The organism is Neochlamydia sp. AcF95, from assembly GCF_018342455.1.
In the GTDB taxonomy this organism is placed as follows: domain Bacteria; phylum Chlamydiota; class Chlamydiia; order Chlamydiales; family Parachlamydiaceae; genus Neochlamydia.
Genome location: NZ_JAEMUC010000040.1, coordinates 15,452 through 30,835, shown reverse-complemented (window position 1 = coordinate 30,835; position 15,384 = coordinate 15,452). Strand labels below are relative to the sequence as shown.

Sequence of the window (15,384 nt, the reverse complement as noted above, 5' to 3'; positions counted from 1 at the left end):
GCTCAAATGATTGTAAAGCTGATGTTTGAACCCACAGTAGAGCCCCATTTTCACCAAAATTCCTATGGATATAGGCCAAATAAATCAGCCTTAGATGCTGTAGGAATCACTAGGCAAAGATGCTGGAAGTACGATTGGGTGCTGGAATTTGATATCAAAGGCCTATTTGACAATATAGACCATGACCTTCTAATGAAAGCAGTAAGAAAACATACAGATAACAAATGGGTTATTTTATACATCGAAAGATGGCTAAAAGCACCTCTTCAATTAAAAGATGGAATTCTTGTGACAAGAAATGCAGGAGTGCCCCAAGGAGGAGTGATTAGCCCAGTGCTTGCCAATCTATTTCTTCATTATGTATTTGACACGTGGATGACAAGGAAATATCCTAGCATGCCATGGTGTAGGTATTCTGATGATGGATTAATACACTGTAACACAGAACAAGAGGCTCAACACCTTCTAACAAATCTAAAGAAACGATTTGAAGAATGTAGTTTGATGCTTCATCCAGATAAAACAAAGATTATTTACTGTAAAGATGGAAGCCGCAAGGGAAAATACAAGGAAACAAAATTTGATTTTCTAGGCTATACCTTTCGGCCAAGACTGGTCAAAAACAGTAAACGAAATAACATATTTATAAGTTTTACACCAGCAGTAAGCCAAGCGGCGCTAAAATCTATGAAAGCAACCATTAGGCAATGGAATATAAGAAATAGAACAGATTTAGAACTTGGAGATATAGCCAAAACGTATAATCCAGTTATCAGAGGATGGCTAGTATACTATGGGAAATATTCTCCATCAGCTCTATACAAATTCTGCAGACATTTCAATAAGACACTAGTGGCTTGGGGAATGCGTAAATACAAGGAACTTGCAGGTCATAAAACAAGAACGACTATCTTTATAGGAAAGATAGTAAAAGAAAACCCAGAATTATTTGTACACTGGAATAAAGGAATGATAGGAGCGTTTGCTTAATTGGGAGCGGTATGAATTGAGAGGTTCCTGTACCGTTCTAAGAGAGGCTTGTGGGGAAGTTCCACAGGTCGACTCACCACATATATGTAAAAAGTTTTATTTGATGATTTTATCATTAAAGAAATGTGTTATCACCTAAACATTCGAAGAACCAATTTTACTTCAATTTTTAAAGCTAATAACAGAAGAGCAAAGAGCTTTTAAGGGTTATCCTTACTCTCTTGACAGCGATTCCCGCTAAAAAAATTTCTTTTTTAGTTTATCACAGAGGGGATTTTTCTTTAGCGGGAATCGCTGAAGGTACCCTTTTGCTTTTAGATAAGCAGACCTTAGGATTATCTTTAAATAATGTTAAAATTTTTATTTGCGGGAATGGCTGCTCTCTTGAAGGATTGCTTGCAATATTAGAATTATCAAGATAGAATTCATGGCTTAAAGGAAATTTTACAGTGAGTATATTTCATGAAATACTGCGAATCGATTGCTCAGCTGAAAAGACGCTCAACACGTGAGGTGATGGTTGGCCCTGTAGGAGTGGGGGGTAACAATCCTATTCGCATTCAGTCCATGACCACTTCCAATACACGGGATGCTGAAGCGACAATCCAGCAAATTATGCGTTTAGCCGATGCTGGTTGTGAAATTGCACGTGTAACTGTACAGGGTATGAAAGAAGCTGATAGCTGCGAAGCCATAAAAAATGGCTTGCTTCAAAAAGGATATTCGATCCCCCTGGTGGCAGATATCCATTTTTTTCCTCCAGCTGCTATGCGGGTGATAGATTTCGTTGATAAGGTGCGTATCAATCCGGGTAATTTTGTCGATAAAAGAGCAAGCTTTAAAGTGATCGATTATGATGACTATTCGTATGCTCAAGAAATATTAAAAATTGAAGAAAAATTTACTCCTTTAGTAGAAAAGTGTAAAAGCTTGAAGCGCGCGATGCGCATAGGAACTAACCATGGGTCTCTTTCCGATAGGATTATGAATCGGTACGGTGATACTCCTGCAGGAATGGTAGAGTCTGCGCTGGAGTTTGCGAGGATCTGTCGTAAAAATGACTACCATGATGTTATATTTTCTATGAAATCTTCTAATCCTCAGGTCATGATTTTGGCTTATCGCTTACTTGTAGCAGAGATGTATAAATTAGGGTGGGACTATCCTTTACATCTAGGGGTTACAGAAGCCGGCGAAGGGGAAGATGGAAGGATAAAATCTGCCATGGGAATTGGGAGCTTACTGTTAGATGGGATTGGAGATACTATTCGGGTCTCTTTGACGGAGGATCCCTGGCATGAGATCGACCCTTGCAGACGTTTAATCAAATTTACTCAAGAATATTCTCAACAAAATGAGCTAATTTTTGAAGAGCGCTGTCGGGATTTCCAGAATATTGAAAGACGTGCGATCACTTATCCGAAGTCCATCGGCATGCATAAAGATGGCACAGTTTGGGTCTCTGCACCTAAAAATAATCAAGAAGATGCATTGTTTTATCAGCATCTAGGTTGTGAGGTACAATTGGGACGGCCTCAACCTAAAATCTCTTCTGTAGATGGTCTTGTTATTCCGGATGGCCAGTTTTACAAGCAGGTGCTGCCAACTCTACAAGAGATAGGGATGAGTATTTTTTCCTCTCATGCTCAGGAAGGGGTGGTGCCTTTATTGAATCTGATAGAAGCTCGTCAATATGTTAATCAGCATAAGTTTTTGTTAAGCTCTCAAGCTTCTTGGGCACTAGCCATTAGTGATGAATCTCCTGACGAATGGGAAGCTATTCCTTCTTTACAGCCTTCCTTGATTATATTTCGTCCCTCTTCTTCTCGTGTTTTTAAAGCGCGACGCTTTTTTGATTGGTTAAAGCAAAACCAGATCGGTATTCCCGTCATCCTTAACTTTCACTATAACGGCAGCCAAGAAGATCTAGTGATTCAATCTTCTATGGAATATGGCGCTCTTTTTTGCGATGGACTGGGAGAGGGAATATGGCTGGAGGCTCCTTACGAGATTAATTATTTGCGTCATTTAAGTTTTAGTATCTTGCAAGCGGCTCGTATGCGCATGGTTAAAACCGACTTTATCTCCTGCCCCAGCTGTGGCAGAACTTTATTTGATCTGCAAGAAGTGACTAAAAGGATACGTGAGCGAACTTCACATCTGCCTGGAGTCAAGATTGCTATTATGGGCTGCATTGTCAATGGTCCTGGGGAGATGGCTGATGCGGACTTTGGATATGTGGGGTCCAAGGCAGGCATGATCGATCTATATGTAGGCAAAGAATGTGTGCAGAAAAATATTCCTTTCGCTGAAGCTGATGATAAGTTGGTTGAATTACTCAAATCGTATGGCAGATGGCAAGAGCCCTGTTTGGCATAAGAGCAGGAAAATTTTTCCCAAGATTTTTAGCGATGAGGGTAGATAAGGGGCAGGTTATAAATATGATAAAGTTTTTTAGGGTAAATCAGATTAAAATACCTAACCTATAGGCCTAGCAAAGGGCTATCCTTAAAGCAAACATTAGTTTGTCGATTCTTTCAGGATGGAGATAAATGGGTATCTTCTAAGTAAAAGCCTCGCGTTTTCAGATAAGCAAATAAAGGTCTTTATTTCCGGTCTAGTTTTGTAAATGCTCATCGCTTTTTTTGGATTTTTATGAGTAGCAACGATTAAAAGTTTACCTTTTAGACGGTTTGCAGCTACGTAAACAGAGAGTGGCCAAGCATCTTTCAAGGATATCTTAGAGCTTTCTTTTTCTATCTCTTAGATGACGAAGAGCGTCTCTTAAGGCAAACTGCATAGCCATTCATTGCTCCTTCGGCTAAAGTGTCTTCTCTCACGCGTATACAAAAAGGAATCTCTCTTTTTAGCAGGTAGCCAAATCAGTGGTTTCCTATGAATTTTTTTTCTCTAAACATGCCGCAATTTTTGTTCAAACTAACTTCATAGCGCTTTTTTTAGAAGTTTGATACGGTCATCAGTATAAGAATTACCAGCTTTATTCATTACGAACCGCGTCAAAGGAATGGTTGTGCCTTCATAAGGCATAGCCAAGGTTAAAATATTGATGTTTTTGCTCTCTACCTGCCAATTTGTTCTATTCCTAATCAGCCATACTTTCCTTTTAATAGGAAATATTTGTAAAACAAGGGCAAAGGCATCCAGCCTATCAAGCATTAGTTTCCAAAAAAAATTGCTCTAGCCTTTTATAGTATGAGTTTAGTTTTTCTTTTCCTTGAGAAGCAGTGGCTAATTGAGTAAGATTAGCGCTTCTAGCTATAATATGAGCCAGACTAATTTGAAAAAAAAAGCATGTAAACCTTGCTCGATTCCAATTTAAAGTTTGACTTAAAAACTCCTCTTAGTTCCACTATTTCTTTCATCTGTTTCCTCCTCGTAAAAGACAACATTATAAATTCTTAGACAGGCTTTTTCAATTAGTGTCCTGTACAGAAAGCTGATAGCCTTAATTTATCCATACATACTTTTTCTACTGATTCCCATGGGTTAAGATTAAGAATCTTTCTTAAATCTTCTTATCCCATATGTTGACTGCTGTTATATGGCAATCTAGCAAAAAGCTTTGAGTGTCTACAGAAATATGTCTTTTTCTTCCTTTGATTTTCTTCTCCATCATAGACTTTTAGCTCTTCACGTTCTGTGTTTTTAGCAGTCTGGCCAGCCACTATGGCTGCTGGCGTCTCTTCCTTTTTCTCATTAGCATTCTTTTCTTCTTCCGTAGGTGGGTATTCATCTCTTCAAATTCCCAGTAAGCTTTCACCTAGAAAAGTAATCAAGCCCCGTCTTCCACTGGAAAATCATGTGGAGGATGTCTCCACTAGCATCCTATACGGTTTACATAAAAGATAGCATCTAATATGCCTCGTTTAGAATATTTACAAGGCTTGCCTGCTTTTTCATAAGAAACAAAGAAAATATGCTTAATTTCTTCCTACTCTACATCACTTAAATCATCAGGATAGCTTTTACGCATTAGCTCCCTCCTTTTATTAAATTTGCTTTCATTTTATCAAAAAGTGAGAGTTTCGGGACACGTTCTTAGGTAGTACACCTGAGAGAGCTCACACCTGTTAGGCAACTCGCCCTTGTCAGATCATGCATTATTTAGAGCATTTCACTCCACCTTCGATTCAATAAGCTATTATTGTAGTGTTCTTTTTTATATGAAGGCAAAAGCTGATTTTCGAAAAAATTTTTTAGCGATTGAGAGACACCTCTATTTACTTTTTTTAATTGAGAAAGCAATAGGTTTAACCATTTTTCTTGATTAAAATACTCGATATCTCCTGCTAAGAGCATGACCACAGCTAGTAGATTTTGCAAAGGTTCCTCTTGCACGAAAGAGTTAATAGAGGGAGGTCCTTCAACTATGTGTCCCGGTAATAGCAACAAAGCCATTTGGCGTCCTTCAGGAATTTTTGATGACCTTCCTAGGGCTTGCCTTGTTTTATCTATTTTTATATACGACTCAAATTGATTGACGTCTTCTTGGGAACCTATAACAACCTTAAAAGAAGGGGGGGGGCTATCTTTTGCTTTGTCTTCAATCAACAACAGGTGTGTTATCGGTTTTCTGCTTGTTAAAGAAAAGTCTTCATTTAGAATTGTTCGAAGATAATTTTGGCTAACTGTTAAACATTCAAAATTTTCTATAGCCTTTAGCCCTTCATGAATAAAAAACTCGGATGCTGATCGCAAGGTAAAGGAAATATCGTCAATTCTTCCAAAATTTGGAGAAAAAAACACCTTTTTTTTGAGAGCTTGACGCTCAAGGTCAGGGCTCTTAGAAGCTTGTAGCATACGCGTTTGATTAATAGCTAATTGTTCACTTTCATTTTCTTGTGCCATTTGACTTTCCTGGCATTGAACCATCGTAGCTTCACGATTGTGACTATTAAATGTAGAAGTGGTAAGAAAATTAGCACTTAATTCAATCGTTTGTTTTAAGCGAGGAATAGCTTCAAAACATATCTGCTTAAGGCGTGTTTCTAACAAGCCTACATCTTCTTCTATTTCTAGTTTTTTAACAGTCTCTATTAAACGCCAGCAAACTTTTTCTAAATACTCTTCAATCTTAATCGTCTCTTTTCCCTTGCCATATTCTTGCAAAAGATTGGTAATGACTTGTCGAGCAAATAGAGGGGAACCTTGGCTAGCCAGACGTTTATAACAATCTTCATCATTCTTTTCATATAGCCAATCTAGTACATATTGCTGAGCTGTGTTAACCACATCTTGTAGGCAATATTGCAAATTATTCTTAATTTGAATTTCCATTTCATTAAGGTGGGTGAAAAAAATAAATCTTTGCATGATAGCTGGATCTTTGGCACCCCCTTCAGAAAGATTAAGCAAGAGTGAATCATTTACAAACTTATCTTTCATACATTTGAGGCAGCTCTCTGAAAGTGCATGTACAACTCCTTGTCCCCCTTCCAATTTACGCATCCTTCGGTTACCTTGACACAGCTGATATAAGGGGGTTGCTTCTGAAGCTGTTACTATAGCAAGGGCATGATCGTGCTGGGGAATATCAGCCCCTGTAATATGCTCTTGATCATAATAGGTAAATAATTGATTCAGCTGATAGCCTGTTTGTTCTAAGAGATGCTCTTTATCTGTTCCCTGAATTGGCTGCCAGTTCTGATCATGGGTATGCAAGCAAAATAAATGCCCTTGGGGATCATAAAAAAGAATGCCTTTGATCAGATCTTTATTTACTTGGCTAGAAATTAATTGTGCCACTTCTAAGGAAGACAATCCTCGGAAGTGACATCCCACATCAATAATTGCATGCATACGATCCTTATAATCTTGATGATGCAATAAGTTCAAAAGAGCTGAAGGATCCGACTTGGTAATATGTAAAGTAGAATGGCGGTTAATTAAAAGATCAATTGTCTGCCCACTTGTTCCACTATCAGGATACCATTCTACACGCCTCCCTTCACTATCAAGAGTAGGGCGCATATCGGGATTATCTAAGTTGCCAGAATATCCATTGATTGTTTTAGCCATTGTAGCAGTACTTTTGCCGTTACTGCTGACTTGAGACTCATAAAGCTTAACTTTATTAAGAACACGTAGACTGATGTAGCTAACTAATAGCTGTAAAACTATATCATCTGACGATTTACTTAAAGCGTGGCAGAAACTTCTTTTATCGACTTTTTGATGCTCAAAAAAGTTAGTAAGCATAGGTTCTTTCTCTTTCAATATTGTAAATGCTTGATAGGCTGTGGTCTTTTGTAAATCAGGAGCTCGTACTGCTTGCATCTCACTTACAGCCTGTATCCGCAAATAATCAATAAAGTCCTCCACTTGCTCCTCCATAATTCCTTTGGATAAGTAAGCAATCAAGGTATGGATCATCATCACATAATGATCGCTAAATTCTGAGCCAATGAGTGGTTTCATATTAGCTTGAAAAGGAATGGAAATGGAAGGGTGGCCTTTTACAGCCACAATACCATGATGTTCATCAACCTTTTTTTGTAGCCCTTCTATTAGCCATCGATCGCCAATTAAACGTTGAGCTAATATGGCATAATCAGCAGCTGGTAAGCCTTCCTCTAAAGATTTTTCGCTTTCTTGTAGAAATTCAGGAAGAGGCTTTTGGGGATCATTAATAAACTGGATAAGCTCTTCTTTTTCACTTTTCTGCCTAACACCTAATTTTTCTCTCCATCCAGCATCTTCAAGGAATAAATCTGGTAATTTTTCCATCATTTTGCTTATTAAGCCTTTATGATGGGTTTGCTGATTAAGTTGATCGATTATATCTTTTAAGGAACTTTTTTCATCTTTTATTACAGAAATTAAAAGACGTAATAACTTGCCAATCAGCTCTCCTTGCTGAACATCAGGATGAACTGTTTTTCCGAACGGCATATTAAGTTCTTTAAGGGGATCCATAGCCTGATGAACTTCATCAAAAGTAAAAACCCCGCGACTGCGAAAAAGGCTTAAAATTTCTCCCATGAGGGTAATTTTTTTTAATCGAAGGCTATCATCACTTTTTATTTCTTTTGATTGAGGGCTCTCATTATTTTTTAACTGTAAGATTTCTTTAAGAAATCTACAGCGTAGAGCTTGTAAAGATTCACTGGTCGTATGAATAAATTGACGTTTATTTATAGCTAAAATAAGCCTCTCTTTAAGATGGATGAGGTACTGTTCAGCTAAATTCTCAGGGCGCTCATCAAATTCAAAGGTTCGTTGCTCTTGGTTAAAGAGAGCCAAAGCATTCTCTCCCATATTATAAAGGCTAGTAGTATATTGATGATCAGGAGAGACATGCACGGATAAATGGTAACCATCTGCCTTTGCCAAAGCCAGTAATTGTCCCCATACGAGAGTTTTTCCTCCCGCCTGAATGAGTTGGATAAAAATATCTCTCCAACGATGATCTGGTTGAATTTGAAGAGCATGACTTAGTCCTTTGATCGAGTGCTGGCGAACAAGAAAGAGTTGTCCATCTTTATGTTTAGTCATAAAGTATTCAAAAACTAGAAAAATATGTGGAACAGGACAGTCAGAAAGGTCATGGGAAGTGGCCATTAATTCGCCCAACTTTCCAATCGCTAAAGATAATTCTTTTTCGATAGTTAATGTATTTACTTGTTCGATAGTCTTGCAAATATTTTGCAAATGGTGAGAAAAAACGAAGGCTTCTAGATACTTTCCAATCAGAGCATGCAGCTCCTCCCCTTGTTGCTTACCTTCCAAGCGAGCAAACCCCATTTTTTTGCGGTATCTCTCCGTGTCTCCTTCAAGGAATAATAGAATGCAGTTATCTAGCGTTAAGTTAGATTTATGTTTAGCTCCTACTTTGGCTGCTTGATAAATATCTTTATCAAGCTGTTGATTTGCCAACATTAAAATTTTTTCTTCTAGTTGGCATTTTTGAGACATTGCAATTTTATTTTCTTCCATTAACTGCTGGCTAATGTCTGTAAACTCTTTCTCCACTTTTTTCCAATCATTTATCTTGATATGAATTTGATGTTGCTTATAATTCTTAATAGCCCCTAGGTAATAGTCAAGAGCTAAATCCTTGACGCTGCTTGCAATAAAATGAGCAATTCGATCAGTGGGAGAAGAAACATTTTCTGGCATTCCAAAGGCATGAATCCCCGCACTTTGTGCATATTCATTAAGCTTTTTTATATAAGTATTGATGTTTTCCTTGATGGCTTTTATGGATTTTAATAAGTACGGCTTTTGTGGCAAGTCTAGTGCATGTAATTTATCTAATAACGTGTGTAGTTTGAATTGATCGACCAGCGGGATGAAATCCTCTAAGTGAGATTTAATTTCTGATCTCTTCTCGCTAACTGCCCCCTCATCTAGCCCTCGTAAACTTTTCTTTAGCTCATCTTTTACCTCTTGCATTTCCATAGCTAGTTTATATAAGGGAGAAGAATCACGGGAGGACAGCAAAGAAGAAAATAATTTGGCGTAATATTGATTAATTGTCTGAAAAAGGTTTGCTTTTAAATGATCTACTTTCATTCTTCCACTAGGATAAGCAGAGGGTAACTCAAGTTTATTAGCCGCTAATAAAATTTGCCTAGGAGGCCTGGCCAGTGTTGTAGGAGAAGAAACTGGGGTGTCATTTCTCTCAGAAGACATTGCAGGCACATTGAAGTTAAAAGCAGGGGTTGAAGAATTAAACGAAAATGAAGGTTGAGTAGGAGAAGCATTAAAGCTCAAGGGATTGTCAAAAGTTGTTGAAGGCGCATTAAAGGTAAACGGTAGCGTAGGAGAAAAAGAAAATGAAGGTTGGGAGGAAGAGGAGAAGTTGGATAAAGTCTGGCTGCTGACCTGACGATGGGAAGAACGTGATGAAAGCTTATTATCATTTCTCCGGCCGGGCCTTCTGTTAGCAGGAGGAAGGGAAAACGTTCTTTTCGATTCTTCCTGTGGCTCTTTTGTTGTTCTAGTTGGAAGTAATTTGACACAAGCTTTTATAGATGAATTTAACTCATACAAAAGATTTCCTTCTATCTCCATTATTCCTTTAGATAATAAGGTTTGCATTAGCTCCACAACTTTTTTCGCTTGAGCAGGAAATGCGTCAATTGAAAATAGGGGGTGATGCTCCTCTATCTCACAAGCGATACGTAGGATAGCACGTAAAGCTCGATTACCAGAAAAGGTATCGTATTGCGCTTCATCTAAAAATTCTTTAATCTTAGGATTTTTATCTAACGCTTGCTCGAATAAAAACTTGAAATAAGACCTAAAACTTTTTCCCTGGCGTGAATTAAAGGGAGGGAATGCTTGTAAAGAGTGGCTATTAATATCCTTGAGGACTTCTTTCCAATCTAACTTCTCTAGGTCTTGGCCTACTTTATCTAAATCTTTTAAAGTTGCAACCAGAAGCTTATCTTCTATTAATTTACTCTTTGATAGCTTTGATAGGCCCCATTGGTCTAATAGAAAAGGAGGAACCAAAGATTCAATCTGTAACGCTTTTTGTACTTTATCTCTTCTTGCTAAATAGGCTTTAATTATTTCCTGTAAAAGCAAAGGGATGGGATCAGTTTCTTTCTGATCGGTAGACCAGCTTGCTAGTGATAATATTTCCCAAAATTTTTCCCAGTTCAGTGGAGAATCCAAGTCTTGAGGAATAAGCTGTTTATCAAGCGATCTTAGAACTGTTTGGCAAGTATTATGCAAGCTATTTGAAGGATGAGCCTCTAAATTTTGGCGTATTAAAGCGGCTATGTATAATTGTAAGGCTATAGCCTCATGAATATGGTTAATCCCCCGTTTAGGAATGTGCTTTGCTGAAGCGCTTTTCTGAGCATGGCAAAATATCCATCCCAAAGTGCGCAGCTCGTTAGGATTAAACCTTTTAAATGAATAGGTGTGTTGTAAGAATGACAATGTTTTTCTATACTCACTATGAGTGTGGGCGTGCATAAAATGCAGGTAAGCTAAATAGCCATTGACTTCAGAAGAGGATTGAATAGTGAGTTCGGGAGTCCAATCAGAAGAGACTAAAGGCGAATTTTTAGGTGGGGAGGTTAACCTACAGACAAGACAGCTTACCTGGCGGGGAGTCTCTTCCTTGACTTCAAACTCATATTGCGTCTTTTGGGGAATCAAGGCTTTGTATTGCCCTTTTTGATTTTGGATAATTAAAAAACCTTTAAATCCTTCTAAGCCTCCTATCTGTTGATTTTCTGCGATAAAAAATTGAGGGTCTTCTTTCCATATCCAGTGATTTTCATGCAGTTCGAACTGTAAAGTTTGGTTTTTAGAAGAGGGAGAGGTTAAGTAAGGAAAAGAAAGCAGATATTGTTGATTAGAAAGGTCTTTCCAAAGGATTACCTGGCTATCAAAATCCTGCAAGCTCTCTTTCATCTTTGCATCGATCTCTAAGCATTCATAAAGCTTTCCTCTAATAATAAAAGAGCCTTCCTGATTGATAGCATACTGCGCTTGATGAGTTAGCTTATTAAAAATTATTAAAGCTGGAGATTCGGTAGAATCTTCTGCTTTAATCCAAGCTTGTAAATGAGTCTGTGTTTGGAGAGCAGAAGGTAAAAAAGATTGACGCTGCTCAGCAGATAATAAAGAATACCAGCCTTGCTCTTCAAAGTAACGATCTAGGCGCACTAATTGCTGAGCGTCCCCATATAAACGAATTTTAACTTCCCCACAAAAACCCTCATAATATGAGGCATGCACATTTTGGATAGTAAATGAGTTTTTATTGCATTCGTCTTGATAAAGAGGGTGCTTTTCATAGCTAGAAGGATAGGAGAAAAGAGAGAAGCCATTCTTTTTGAATTCTCCTGTCTTTACATCTAACGTATAACGGTTGCCTATAAGGTCTTGTCCCTCAAAGATAGGAAACGTTTGTTGATGCCACTTTATATCTGTTTCAGGCATATACAAAGATGAAATTTGGGTAAGAATTTCGGCAGAACTGGAGATAAGAAAAGTTTGAATGGCAGATAGATGCTTTAAAAAAGCTCTTTGGGCTGATTCCTTAAAATCTTTTAAAGCTTCCAGTGTAGGGATACTCAACGATAAACTAGGGAGAATACGTTGTTTTTCTATCCGCACCCGCTCAAGCTGGGCTTTTGTCATAATCAAACGCTCTACTTCCTCTTTATTTTCAGAAGTTAATTCTCTAGCATTAAAGCTATCCATTAGGCATAAAAGAATATGTTCACGAAATGTAAGCGCTTGCAAAAATGGCTTAGCTTTATTCCAATCAGTTATGATATGTTGAAGTTTTTCTAACTTTTCAAGGCTTCTTTTTTTATCTTCTTGTTCTAATGCTAATATACATTTGCATAAGATGCGCTCATATTGCTCACATACAAACGCTAACGTATTCCCCGTTTTTTGATTATAAGGTTGAACTTTGAAAAGTCTTTCAAAATGATTTAGATAGTTGTCGAAAGATTTTATTATTAGATCAGTAAGTTCCGGGTCTATTACTTTATCAAATAAATCTGCTTCAAAAAAGAGCTGCATAAAGTAAGCTTGTTTTTCTTCATCCATTACAGCATCGAGATGTTTGTTAAAGTAACTGATCAAGGTAGTGAAGCGTGGCGATGATTTAGATGCTTGGGCACTCACTAACTCGTGGAGGGGAGAATCCGTTTGGATTAATAATTCATTCTGGCTCAGATTTTTTTGATCTCCTAACTGGCTCAGATTTTTTCGAGCTTCTAAAGTTGACAAAGGACTCCCTATTGAACGATCTGTAGGTAATTGATAAGAATACGCTTTGGTAAGTCCCTTTAATCCAATGCTAAAGCATAATTTATTTTTATCTTTTGTTCTTATACGAGGAGGCCCTAAATCTTTATGGTCTGCAAAGAAAGAGATAAAGCTGTGAGTTTCATTTTTCCCATGCATTTGATATGCGATAATATGGGCTTTAGCTAACAAAGCTAATCGGCGTAGATGTACAAAGGAAGACGGAAAGCCTTCCCCCTGCCCCATGCAATGACCGGTATAATAGCAATAAATGCGCCACTCTTCTTCGGAAACAGAAGAAGGCTTTTGTTCATCTACTTTTTTCCAATCCTTCACATTACTAAGGCACTGCTTGGTAAATTTATATTCTCCCTCCGAGAGAATTAACATTTCTAAATTTTCTTCTAATCCTGAATAAGTAGTTTCAAGCTCGTGGCCTTGTAGTGGCTGTTCGGTAGTATAAAATTCGGAAAACTCAAACAGTGTATGGGGAATTTCTTTACCTTTTTTAGTTATTTTATTTATCCGCCGAAAATATTCATTTAGGGTTTTCAAAACTTCCAACACCTGCTGATCTAAACAAGGACTAGGTAATTGGGCGATTGCTTCCTTTTCTGATAGTGTAAAACAGGGAGGAAGAGCGAGCCTATAAAAACGAATTCCTTCTAAAGATATATCTCCTTTATCTTGTGCGGTCATCAATAATTGCCAGCCTATTGCTAAGGCACTATGGAGAGCCAAGAAAATTTTTAAGTTAGAAGCAGTTTTGTGTTTATTAGTTTCATCAAATAAAAGAACACTAAGCTCTAAAGTTTCTTCGAGAAGTGATGTACAATCTGAAGGTTGGAGGTCTTTTTCTAAATCTGAGTTGTTTAAAATCAAAGATGATAGCTCACAAAGCACATTGATTAAAAAGGGCGTAGGGTCCCCTTTCTGCTGAGTGTAATTTTTAGCTAGCTGATGAGCAGCATGGCAATACTCAATTATTGCTGCGGGAGTTGGCTTGAGGGAGAGCAGCGGCAATGGATAAGAGACTTGTTGATTAGATGGCGGCAACACCTCAAATTTCTGTCTAGGAATAGCAAGTTGGTATTTTTTTAGTTCTTCTCTAATCTTTGCTGTTACAGAAGAATGGTTTATTCTATTGGTAATCATACCAGCCTTTCGCACTATCGGTATTTCCCATTTATTGTTTCTGCAAATGGTTTCAAAAGTGGTATTGAAGGCATTTAATTGATTTAAAACCTTGGTAGCCTGGCGATCGGTGGGATTGAATTTAAGGATTTTAGCTTGCTGATGAAAGAGGCGTGCTAAAAGATAGCTTGTTAAGACACGCATATCCCTTTCTTCTAGTTTCTTGGGCTGGAGGCTAATGAGGCAACGGGCAATCTCCCGCTCCCATAGATTAGTAATAATTTTATAACTCTTTGTATAAAAAGCAAGATAAGCAATCAAAGCGCGTAGGCGACAGGTGCCGCTAAGCTGGCCTTTCATCCAGTTTGAAGGATTTTGTTCTAGCTTGGGAAAACGGCTTAGTAGTAGGTAAAGATTTGAAGCCTCAAATTCGGCATTTAAATTCATAATAGTATGGCTAAACGGAACAAGTAGGGGTTCAAGCATTTTGAAAATAAAGTTTTCATCCAAATTTTTAGCAGGTATTAAGTAACTTTGCAAAGTATTGACATACAACTTCGTTCCATCACTTTGGGATTGATGATACTCAGTGCCATCTCCTGTGTTAAATACATGTAAGCTATAATGTCCTTTACCTTGATTTAGTTTAATTTCTATTAGCATAGCATGGCCTGTTCTATCAGGTTTAGAAGCATGCCATCCCCAGCTAAATCTTACAGAACCTTGGGCTTCTAACTTTTGAATAATCTGCTTAGCAATATTCTCACATCTCTTTTTGTACTCTACGGACTTATTAAATTGATTCTCTGTTGTCTCTTTCTCTCTTGATTCAGTTTGTGCTAAAAAATTTAAACTTTCTTGAATTTGCTTACTAAACCATTCTAGCTCTTCCAAGTGCTGAGAAAAGTCTTCTATCTCTTTTGGCCACAGTTCGTCACTGCCATAGGCTTGCTTCAAATACTTTAGCCAGGCATGCATAAACTCTATGCCTTGACTTTTTCCCTCTATTAACTGGCCATCTGTTGTTCTAGCTTTTTCTAAAATGGCATCCCCCACCAAATGAGCTAAATTATTCAATGTTAAAAAGTTTAGACACGTGCTAGGGATAGGTATATCTCTAGGGCTGGGGATATCTGATAGAGGAATAGAACTAGATGGAGGGCATGCCTCGGGAAATTTTTCCTGCAAAAATTTAGCTTCTAGCTCTTTTAATTTAGTGAGTAAAGATACTGCTTTTTCCCGTATACTTTTTATCTGTTCACTATTTTCGCTTTGTGCATGTAAGGTTTTTAAGCGAGCCTTCAGGTCACTTATTTGTGGTAAATCCAAGGGAGTAGAAGGATTAAAAACCTGCTTTTCTACTAAAAACTCTTTATTATTTTTAAGCTTATCTTCTAGCGAAGTAATTTTTTTGTTAAGTCGTTGATAATTAGCATCAAGATTATCTATAAATAAACTCATGTAAAATTTCCATTATATAATATAAAAAAATAAATAAAATTTATTATACTT

4 protein-coding genes are annotated in these 15,384 nt (G+C 37.6%); 2 read left to right on the top strand and 2 right to left on the bottom strand.

Annotation, left to right across the window (positions count from 1 at the left end):
* On the top strand, window positions 1-990 hold a 990-nt coding region (gene ltrA / locus NEOC95_RS03910; protein ID WP_213151711.1), incomplete at its 5' end, for a group II intron reverse transcriptase/maturase.
* Between the two features lie 462 nt (window positions 991-1,452).
* Window positions 1,453-3,369 (top strand): (E)-4-hydroxy-3-methylbut-2-enyl-diphosphate synthase, encoded by a 1,917-nt coding sequence (ispG, locus tag NEOC95_RS03905; protein ID WP_213151709.1) that lies wholly within the window; start codon window positions 1,453-1,455, stop codon window positions 3,367-3,369.
* Window positions 3,370-3,933: 564 nt separating this feature from the next.
* Here ispG and NEOC95_RS03900 read toward each other — a convergent pair.
* Window positions 3,934-4,167, bottom strand: a complete 234-nt coding sequence (locus tag NEOC95_RS03900) for a hypothetical protein (protein WP_213151707.1) — start codon at window positions 4,165-4,167, stop codon at window positions 3,934-3,936.
* Between the two features lie 948 nt (window positions 4,168-5,115).
* The gene (locus tag NEOC95_RS03895; RefSeq protein ID WP_213151702.1) at window positions 5,116-15,333 is read right to left on the bottom strand and encodes a hypothetical protein; all 10,218 of its coding nucleotides are present in this window, start codon (window positions 15,331-15,333) and stop codon (window positions 5,116-5,118) included.
* Window positions 15,334-15,384: the final 51 nt, after the last annotated feature.

Excerpts from the sequence above, each read along its gene's own strand:
- NEOC95_RS03900 (WP_213151707.1), bottom strand. The coding sequence starts at position 4,167 with ATGCTTGATAGGCTGGATGCCTTTGCCCTTGTTTTACAAATATTTCCT.
- ispG (WP_213151709.1), top strand. The coding sequence starts at position 1,453 with ATGAAATACTGCGAATCGATTGCTCAGCTGAAAAGACGCTCAACACGT.
- NEOC95_RS03895 (WP_213151702.1), bottom strand. The coding sequence starts at position 15,333 with ATGAGTTTATTTATAGATAATCTTGATGCTAATTATCAACGACTTAAC.